This is a genomic window from Fannyhessea sp. (assembly GCF_986145555.1).
In genome coordinates, this window is sequence record NZ_CFRCNA010000030.1 from 1 (window position 1) to 10,334 (window position 10,334).

The window sequence follows — 10,334 nt, forward strand, 5'->3', positions numbered from 1 at the left end:
AAACGGCAGCAACAAAAGCCTTCGTGCCAAGCATAACACCCATTGTTGGGCTAGCTTGTGCATACGCCATACTATAAAGAACAGAGCCAATACCAGCAAGGACACAGCCAAGTGCAAAGGTAAACGAAATAACAGTATTAACGTTAATACCCATTAAGCGCGCGGCTCCCATATCTTCGGATACAGCCCGCATGGCAGCACCAAGCTTGGTCTTTTTAACCAAAAGGGTAAGAATCGCACACGATATTCCGGTAACGACAATGGTAATAACAGCAACGGTAGAAATAGGAAGACCCAAGAACTCAGATGATGACACTTCAAAGAAGTTTGGTAGAACTTTTGCATCGGCACCAAAAATTAATTGTGCACAATTCTCAAGAAAATACGAAACGCCAATTGCAGTAATAAGCAAAGATAAACGAGGAGCATTTCTTAGGGGTGCATACGCAAGCTTTTCGATGACAATACCTAAAAGCGTGCAGACAAGAATCGTTGCTATAATAGCAGGTATAGGACCAATTCCTAACTGAACTAAACAAAGCCAGGAGATATAGGCACCAACCATAATAATATCTCCATGTGCAAAGTTGAGAAGCAGGATAATTCCGTACACCATAGTGTAGCCCAAAGCAACGAGCGCATAAATACTACCAACCTGCAACCCGTTAAGAATTTGCATTCCTATCATCTCAAACCTCCTTATCACGAAACAACTGACGATGCGTTAAAAAATATATAAACTACTAAAAATACAGCAAATACGGTCATTTTATATGGCAAAACCCTTATGCCTTTACATCTTGCATAAGGGTTTACCAAAATTAAAGATTAGTTATTTTGCTTCAATAACCTGAAATACTTTTTGTTTACCCTTATCAAAGGTAACAACAAGGGTTGATTTAACTGGGTCACCAGTTCCTTCAAATGCAATAGAACCTGTTACGCCGTCCACTTTATCTTGAGCAATGGCGTCAATGAGAGCTTGCTTGTACTCTTCGGTTCCAGGTTTAACGTCACCTTTATCATCAACGGTTTTCAAAGCTGCGCACATCATCATTGCGGCATCATAACCAAGTGCGCAGAAGTTAGAAGGATTCTTGCCATACTCGTCGTGATAAGCTTTAACAAAGTCTTTGACTTTGTCATTATCATTTTCAACAATGAACGGGCAATTATAATAGCAACCTTCCAAATCTTCTGGTGAAGCATACTTATCATCACCGTCAACCATGTTAGCCCAACCGTCTGCGCCAAGGAACACGCCTTTGTAACCAAGCTGACGAGCTTGGGTAACAATTTTGCCGCTATCTTGATAATAGTTGGGACAAAATACAGCATCAGGTGACGTTGCAAAAATAGCCGTAAGCTGAGCATTAAAATCTACGTCTCCAGCTGCATATGCCTGTTGCGAGGTAACGTTAATACCAAGTTGCTGACATTCTTCAACAAAAATCTTGTTAATACCGCTTTCGTAATCACCACCAGAGTTATAGATAGTTCCCACAGTTTTATATCCCTGCTTTTGTGCAAACTTAGCCATAACTTTACCTTGGAAGTCATCAGTCATGGTAGCTCTAAATGCATTATGACCAAATGAGGTAAAAGCTGGAGCGGTAGCAGACGCGCTAATAAGTGGCATATTATCATTTGCAGAGACCTGTGCTACTGCAATAGAAGGTGTTGAGGTAACATCGCCTATGATAGCCAATACCTTTGCATCAAGCATCTTTTCATAAACGTTCTTTGCCTCGGTAGAATCGCCTTTTTCGTCTTCGATCATAAGATCAACGGTTTTACCGTTAACACCACCATTAGCATTGAACTGTTTAACATAAAGTTGAACACCGTTTCTAATAGCAAGACCGTATTGAGCAACATCGCCCGTATACGGTCCCATAACACCAACTTTTAATGAGTCGCTTGATTGTGAGGACATGTTATTATTACAGCCAGCAATAATAGACAAACCCCCCATCAGTGTAGCGGCTTGCGCACTCATTTTGACGAATTGACGTCGTGTGAGATTAGTCATCATCATATCCCCCTTCAAATCGTTTATGTATGTGATAACAACTCTTGATGAATACTGTAAAGCCTCTTTGACAATTTTTGAGCGAAAATCAAATCTTGTTATCATTTGTTAACGAAAGTATTCAAAATTAAAATAAAAATTCAGCAATTTACTCATTTTATGTGAAAAACTGTGAATTATAATTTTTAAAATCTATGAGAAAATCGGAAAGTTCCTACAGGATTTCTTTCTTATTATTGGATAATTATATGAATATATTCATAGTCTTTTGAATACTAATATGCTTTTTACAGCAATGAAAAGTTAAGAATATAGAAAATATCCAGCTAAACGCCTTATAAATTTTCGTGGAAATAGAGATTGTGAGTTTACGCACGATTCTTATAATGTTTATAGATGGCCACAACTATGCATACGCCGCAAGCTACACCAACCAAATCAATAAAGCAATCAGTAAGTTGACCACTTCTACCAGGAACAAACAACTGTATTGTTTCATCGCAAGCTGGAACAACACAAGCTCCTAAAACAAAAACAAGTCCAAGTTGTAAAGTTTGAGTACGTAAAACATCTCTATTTTCTAAACAACAAGAAGTGTATGCAAGTTCAGAACAAACCTTGATAAACAAAGATGTGAGAAGAACACCAAAAACCGTATACTCAAGGATATGAGCGCTTTTTCGCACAATTAAAACCATCGTATGAATATTTTGAACACCCACAAAAGTAAAAACATTCCAAAGATCTTGAACTACTGCATCACTTTGAGCAGACGACACAACTCCAGGCGTAGCAGAGTGATGCCACATACTAGCTATCCAAAGAAGTGTAGCAATCCATAAAATACTTGTAGCATATTTAGATATAAATCTCTGAAATGCTCGATACCCTTTAAGAAGCATTATGCCTCTTTGACAGCGGTTTCAGCAAAATGTTTGGCAGGAAACACACACGATTTAGCAGGAGAGGAAGCCATATGTTTGGGCACGTGAGTTAATCGAGGCGCGGGATGTGAGCTAGAAGTAAAGCGAAGAGGTAATGTTTGGCTTCCACCTTCAAGAACCTTTAAATATCTGTGAGAACTTTTACGCGCAATCCCCGACTCATTTCGCGAAAACTCATCTGCTAATAAGTAATCAACATAAGAATCTCTGTCAACAACTTCAGGATGATTAGCAGGTGCCTTAAACGGAATAAATGCCGTAATATTACTCATGTTATCCACTTCATCAAGCGAATCAAGATCAACAGGCATCTTAAGAGGCTCTGGATCGTCTGCATGAATAATCTTTTCGTTCATATTGTGTAAAGCAACTTCCCATAAATCTTCATGATCAAGTTCTTCAACACTGCGCTTAGCAGGATATGTGCCTTCGTTAACTTCTGCAATCGAATTTCTAATATAATCAGCACGTGATTTATAAGAACTGATGGTATCCTTAACAGGATTTGACTTCCTATTTTGAGTTTCCTCTTCTAACCAGGTTGGATTATGATTAAAGTCAACAGGCGCCATTTCTCGGTAAGAATCCTTATCACCTACATGAGCAGTGCTCTTACCAACACGAGCTTCCCACCAACTTGTTCCGACATCTCCAACTGAACCGTCGGCTCGTTCAATAACAGGAAGATCATCAAAACGATCAGAAGATAAGCGATCTTTGAGAATTTTGGCAACACCTTGAGCACGCGTTGCCATACGTTCTTTAAAGGACTGATGGCGTACATAGTTCGTTGCAATATCAGCATAATCATCGCTTGCATGAAGTGCGGAAACAGGTATATCTGTTGATGGTAAGCAAACATCCTTTGATGTCTTTAGATTTGATATTTCATCATTATTAGAAAACTCATCAAAGGCAGCATCGTCATGATGATGGCGATATTGAGCTAAAAAATATGAAATCGTTGCGATAAGGCCTGAAATACCAAGTCCAGTGATAATACCAAAACCAAAATCAGCGTTCGGCTGAAATAGAGTAAGAGGTTGACGTGCAGCATAGGCATAATGAGGAGCAAACGCACAATTACAAGAAAGAAGCCCTGCGATGATAGCTTGTTTACTTCTTATGCCTTTCATATCTAAACCCCTCTTGCAAGTTTTAGATACGCAGGTAAACAAGACGCTGCAGCGAAATTACTAAACGGCGGTGTGTGTTTAATCTGCGTATACCGTTTATCAGTATGAATTATTAATTAACTATCTTTAATAGTACGCAAAAATCAGAAAAGTTCAAGGTTAAATATAAAAGACGAATAAATTTTGACGGTTGTTTGTAAATTCAATCTAGGGTATTGCTCGCATGGCAGAAAAAAACGTAGAGCTAAGAAAAAAATGAGCCGCACCTTTATTCTTCTGGTGCGACTCATTTATACATATATTACAAGCTTGTCTAGAGTTTTGACGGGGAGTCTACATAATCTATTGCTTGCGCTTTTCGAGCAGAACGAATTAAAAAGTCCTCATTGTCCTTTGTTTCTTTGAGCCCCTTAACAAGCGCCGAAGCTGCGCGTTCGATATTATTCATATTTGCCAAGACGCGGCGAAGACCCCAAACAAACGGCTGAAGCTCTTTAGAAATAAGCAAATCCTCATTACGCGTACCTGAAGAAACAGGATCAATAGCAGGGAAAATACGGCGATCTGCTAAGTCACGATCGAGTTTAAGTTCCATATTGCCCGTGCCTTTGAACTCCTCAAAGATAACTTCGTCCATTTTTGAACCAGTATCAATAAGAGCAGAAGCTAAAATTGTAAGAGATCCACCATGTTCAATATTGCGTGCAGCACCTAAGAATTTCTTGGGAGGATATAAGGCAGCGGAATCTACACCACCAGACAAAACACGTCCACTAGCAGGTTGAGCAAGGTTGTACGCGCGTGCAAGACGCGTAATTGAATCAAGAACAACTACTACATCTTGTCCTAGTTCAACAAGGCGTTTTGCGTGTTCAATAACCAGCTCAGAAACTGAGGTATGATTTTCGGCTGGCATATCAAAGGTAGACGCAACAACAGTGCCTTTAATGGAACGTTGCATATCGGTAACTTCTTCTGGACGTTCGTCAACCAATAAGCAGAAAAGATGCACCTCGGGATTATTTGCGGTAATAGATTGACATATTTTTTTAAGAATAGTTGTTTTACCTGCTTTTGGAGGAGAAACAATGAGTCCACGCTGACCTTTTCCAATAGGTGCAACTAAATCAATCGCACGTCCCGTTATTGATTGCTGCCCGTTTTCCATGATAAGACGCTCGTCAGGATAAACAGGAGTTAAATCGCGAAAACGCGGACGCTTGCGAATCTCTTCAGGTGTTTTACCATTTATTTGTACAATTTTATGAAGTGGCGGAAATTTATTGTTACGGCTCGGAGAAACACGGCCGTCAATCCAATCCCCAGGACGCAGACCATACTGGCGAATAAGTTGCTGATGGACAAATGCGTCATTATCGCCACTCATATAATTACCTGTACGGATAAAGCCATAACCATCTTGCTGTATATCTAATACTCCTTGAATAGAGGCAAAACCCTCTGAAGCTGCAGCAGCTCTATAGATTTGCTCTATAAGGACTTTCTTACGTACACCTGAAGTTTCGAGCCCAAGCTCTTGTGCTTTCGCACGCAGCTCTGCTACTTTCATAGTTGACAGCTGCTCTTGAGTAAGAGAGGGTTCGCTTGGTGCTGCGTTGTCTGTTTTTCTACCCCGTCTGCGCTGCTGCTTGGTAAAACGTACATTTACTTGCGGAACTTTGACAGCAGGTTGATTCACACGCGAAACTTGTGGAGTTGATTGACTCAATACTGCTGTTGAAGCTACTGCTGTGTTGCTCGATGCAATAGACTCGTCATTTGTATTTTCAGCTGAAGTATTCTTACCTTGAGAGGCTAATTTTATTTGATCGACATTGTTATGACGACGATGACGACGTAGTTCTACTGTCGGCGTAGCAGTAAACGGGGTTTTTGCTTCGGAGTTAATTTGGTGTTCTGATTCATTCTCCATCTTAGGTGTAGTTGCTCTTACTTCATGGTATACGGCACTGTGTTGAGCGGCTTCAGGAATTTGTGCTTGATTTTGCTCTTGAGTTTGTACGTGAGTTTGCTCTTTCTGAGGTACTATATCTACTGCAACACGATGCATCTTTTGGTTTTGAGGCATGTCAAGCTTTTGTAACTTTTCATGCGATACGACAACATTTGATTGAGCTGATATATTCAGATCAACAGCAGATGGAACCTCTTGAGCTTTTAACATGATGTCATGGGATTCTATCGATTGTTGTTGCGCTAAAAGCGCAGCTTCTATAGCTTTTTGACGTGCAATTATATCTGCTTTGCGAGGACGACCACGTCTGCGCTTAGGAAGATTAATTAAAGGAAGAGATCCATCCTCAATATTTTTAATAAGTTCATGTTCTGATGTTTGTTCGTTCTTGGATTCCTCATGTACAGATTGAGAAGAAGTATCTAACGAGGAATCAAGCGCATTTTGATTTTTACGAGGACGACCACGACGGCGTTTTTGAGGAATAACTGAATCTACACCTGATTGGTTCATAATTGAAATATGCCTTTCTTGTAACTGTTTCCAGGTGAAAATAAATTAACTATTATACATAAACGTTTAAATCATGGAAGAAAACGTTTTGATTACTCTGCTCGATATAACAAACGTATAAAGGGATTTAATAGTTAAAATACAAAACATCTGTATACTAGCACATTTAATAATTCATAAACGTGTTTTGAAATAAAAGTATTTTGAAATACTACAAACTAACAGAATATACACAAACGAGAATATAAAACCGGAGTCAAAGAGTTTTTTATCAAAGAGGATCTCATAAATTTACCTTGAAGAGCTATCAGTCATGCTGCTCGATTACGAAAACAGCATGACTGATACAAGTAAAAACCTACAACCTACATTACATCGGGAGCAGACACACCAATAAGCTTGAGCGCAACTTCGAGATTAATACGAACTGCATCACAGGCTGCAAGACGAGCGCGAGACAGCTCTGGATCAATTTGTCTACCTTCACTTGAAAGTACTTGACAATTTGCATAAAAGCCGTGGAAAGCACCTGCAAGCTCTTCGCAGAAATGCGTGATTCTAAAAGGTGCGCGATCGCGTGCACAGCCAGAAATAAGCTCGGGGAACTCAGAAAGTTTGCGCGTAAGCGCAGCTTCCATAGGATGAACCAAAAGTGACAAATCACATGCCTCGCCAATTGCTTTTTGTGCAACAGCATCCATGCCTAACGATTTAGCTTCTTCTTCGCTTACACCAGCTGCGTGACGCAAAATTGAGCAAATACGCGCATGAGCATATTGAACATAAAATACTGGATTTGCATTTGATTTTTCTTTTACAGCTTCGATATCAAAATCGATTGTTTGATTAGATGACTTGCTTACCAAGGTATAACGTGTAGCGTCTACGCCAACTTCTTCAATCAGCTCGTCAAAGGGAACCATAGTGCCGCGACGTTTTGACATACGAACAGGCTCACCATTACGCAGCAAGTTTACAAACTGACCTAAGTCAACCTTAAATTGTCCCTTAAATCCAAGTGCGTCACATACATTCGTAACACGTGCAATATATCCATGGTGGTCAGAACCCCATAAATCAATAGAGAGCTGCGCACCACGGTCAAACTTATTCCAGTGGTAAGCAACATCGGAGGCAAAATAGGTGTAATCACCGTTAGACTTAATTAATACGCGGTCTTTATCGTCGCCAAACGCGGTAGACTTAAACCAAAGTGCACCGTCATCCGTTTTATAAAGGTATCCCATTTCATCAAGACGAGCAAAAGCTTTATCAACCAAAGAAACACCCTGCTCATTTTTATCATAGAGCGAACGCTCTGAAAACCAAAGGTCAAAATCGCAGCGAACGTTGTGACAGGTTTTTTTGATACGAGAAAGCATGGCCTGATATGCGCGCTCACGGAAGGCATCACAACGCTTTTCTTCGTCAACCTTGTACCAAGCATCACCATCGGCATCATAAAACTCTTTTGCAATTTCGATAATATAATCGCCACCATACGAGTTACCACCAAGATGCTCGTTAAAAGTGTCCATAAAGGGGTGCTTTTCGGGGTGAGCGTCATCCTCGTCTAAAACGTACTCTTCGCGGTCTTGCAAAAGAAGCTCGTATGCTTTATTGCTATCACAGGATTTCTCTTGCATAATTTGGCAAAGTTGCACATAGCGCATAGCAACTGAACCGCCAAAAACATCCATTTGCGAGCCGTGGTCATTAATGTAATACTCACGGAAGACGTCATATCCACAAAAATCCAAAACATTGCAGATGGAGTCACCTAAAGCAGCCCAACGACCGTGGCCAACATGTAATGGGCCGGTTGGATTAGCAGAAATGAACTCATAATTGATTTTAAAACCATGACCATCGTCACATGAGCCCCATCTACTGCCCTGCGCACGAACGTCATTGATAACATCGTTACTTGCAGCGGCTTTAAGATAAAAATTAATAAAACCAGGACCGGCTATTTCAACTTTTTCGACTTCCTTGTTCTCAGGAAGATGGTCAACAATAATCTGCGCAATTTTTGCAGGAGCCATATGTGCAAGACGAGCAGTTCGCAGCGCTACGGTTGAAGACCAATCACCGTGATCGGCATCAGCTGGACGCTCAATACAGGCGTCTTCAATTTTGAACTCAGGAAGGTCTGAAGATGCTTGAGCATCCTTAAGAGCACAAAGAACAAGGTCATTAATTGCTTCGGGCATATATAACTCCTTTAATCATATACATGCTGGACGTATACCATCTCATACAAATACAACACACAAAATTCTGTATACCTTTTAATCATACGTATAAAATAAACAAAATACATTGGAAAAAATAAAAATTAACGAAAATGTATGTTTTGTATGATTACAAACATAAAAGCATTTAAAATTTCACGAGCGCAAAGGGTACGCACCACCTAAGTGCTTATGCGGGAGCGCGTACTCATGCAAGAATATACCGTTATCGTCGTCGCGTTTGATCGCAAGAAGATTGAGTTGCTGCGTGGCTTTGAACAAGCTCGCGTGTAAGCTCGGATAGACGAGGTTCAAGACCAACAGGATACACTTGCGGATTTAAAAATCTTCTTATAGCTGGATCAAGATGAGCCTGAGCATCAAGCGAACGCGCGCGCGCAACTTCCAAACTATCAGGTTCTTTACAACGCTGACCAAGCTTCACAATTTGTTCAAGGAGCTCATAACAAGTTGCATCGTGCAATTTATAACTTACTAAGTCGTCCAACACATCAACCATATGAGAAGGAGCATTTGATACGCCACACTCTGTTGCGATCATATCTCCTACCAGGTTGTTATTGCTATCAACAAAACGTAAGATACGCTGAATTCCTGGAATGGTACGCTTATACGCCATCTCGGACAATTTAATAGTGGGTGTCCATGTATCGGCTGAAGAATTTCTAATAGCCGTGAGTTTATAGACACCTCCCAAAGCAGGCTGAGGGTCGCAGGTAGCGAGCTTAGTACCAACACCAAATGAATCAATTGGTGCATGCTGCGCTAACAGGGATTGAATAGTAAACTCATCTAAGTCGTTGGAAACTGAGATTTTAACGTATGAAAGATTTTCTTGGTCAAAAGCCTGTCGTACACGTTTTGACAGTTTTGCCAAGTCACCACTATCAAGACGAACACCCAAGAGATGCTCTCCTCGTGCTTCCATCTCATGCGCAACGGTAATTGCATCTTGAATACCAAGGTTAACATCATAGGTATCAAGCAGCAGCACACAATTATAAGGGCTTGATTGAGCATAAGCTCTAAATGCGTCAAGTTGCGAAGGAAACGACATTACCCATGAATGAGCATGCGTACCAAAAACAGGAATGTTATAAATTTTACCAGCAAGCAGGTTTGAAGTTGCACCAGCACCACCAATATAGGAAGCGCGCGCTACACTCAAACCGCCATCGTATCCCTGCGCACGTCTAAGCCCAAATTCAAAAACAGGACGTCCTTGTGCAGCACTGACAACACGTGCAGTTTTAGTTGCAAGTAAGGTTTGAAAATTAACTGTATTTAAGAGAGCTGTTTCTAAAAGTTGACAATCAATAAGAGGGCCTTGAACGCGTACGATAGGCTCACGAGGAAAAACAACATCTCCTTCGGGTACTGCCCATATATCAACATGCATACGAAATGTACGCAGATAGTCTAAAAATCCTGGCTTAAACATAGCACCACCAGCAGGTGCTTTAAGCGAGGCAAGATAAT

7 protein-coding genes are annotated in these 10,334 nt (G+C 40.6%); all 7 read right to left on the minus strand.

What is annotated here, in order from left to right; translation table 11 throughout:
- On the minus strand, positions 1–688 hold a 688-nt coding region (locus AC5GD6_RS05545; RefSeq protein ID WP_491846416.1), incomplete at its 3' end, for a branched-chain amino acid ABC transporter permease.
- Between the two features lie 144 nt (positions 689–832).
- A complete protein-coding gene (locus tag AC5GD6_RS05550) occupies positions 833–2,035 on the minus strand; it encodes an ABC transporter substrate-binding protein (protein WP_491846422.1) in 1,203 nt (400 codons plus the stop codon).
- A 365-nt stretch (positions 2,036–2,400) separates the two neighbouring features.
- Positions 2,401–2,934 (minus strand): VanZ family protein, encoded by a 534-nt coding sequence (locus AC5GD6_RS05555; protein ID WP_491846417.1) that lies wholly within the window; start codon positions 2,932–2,934, stop codon positions 2,401–2,403.
- Positions 2,934–4,112 (minus strand): hypothetical protein, encoded by a 1,179-nt coding sequence (locus AC5GD6_RS05560; RefSeq protein ID WP_491846418.1) that lies wholly within the window; start codon positions 4,110–4,112, stop codon positions 2,934–2,936. The genes AC5GD6_RS05555 and AC5GD6_RS05560 overlap by 1 nt, the downstream gene beginning before the upstream one ends.
- Positions 4,113–4,425: 313 nt before the next feature.
- A complete protein-coding gene (gene rho, locus AC5GD6_RS05565; RefSeq protein WP_491846419.1) occupies positions 4,426–6,600 on the minus strand; it encodes a transcription termination factor Rho in 2,175 nt (724 codons plus the stop codon).
- Positions 6,601–6,965: 365 nt separating this feature from the next.
- The gene (gene argS, locus AC5GD6_RS05570) at positions 6,966–8,813 is read right to left on the minus strand and encodes an arginine--tRNA ligase (protein WP_491846420.1); all 1,848 of its coding nucleotides are present in this window, start codon (positions 8,811–8,813) and stop codon (positions 6,966–6,968) included.
- Between the two features lie 247 nt (positions 8,814–9,060).
- On the minus strand, positions 9,061–10,334 hold a 1,274-nt coding region (locus tag AC5GD6_RS05575; RefSeq protein ID WP_491846421.1), incomplete at its 5' end, for a nicotinate phosphoribosyltransferase.

What these genes read in the sequence shown, in the direction of transcription:
- AC5GD6_RS05555 (WP_491846417.1), bottom strand. Translation starts at nt 2,934, where the DNA reads ATGCTTCTTAAAGGGTATCGAGCATTTCAGAGATTTATATCTAAATAT.
- AC5GD6_RS05550 (WP_491846422.1), bottom strand. Translation starts at nt 2,035, where the DNA reads ATGATGACTAATCTCACACGACGTCAATTCGTCAAAATGAGTGCGCAA.
- AC5GD6_RS05560 (WP_491846418.1), bottom strand. Translation starts at nt 4,112, where the DNA reads ATGAAAGGCATAAGAAGTAAACAAGCTATCATCGCAGGGCTTCTTTCT.
- rho (WP_491846419.1), bottom strand. Translation starts at nt 6,600, where the DNA reads ATGAACCAATCAGGTGTAGATTCAGTTATTCCTCAAAAACGCCGTCGT.
- argS (WP_491846420.1), bottom strand. Translation starts at nt 8,813, where the DNA reads ATGCCCGAAGCAATTAATGACCTTGTTCTTTGTGCTCTTAAGGATGCT.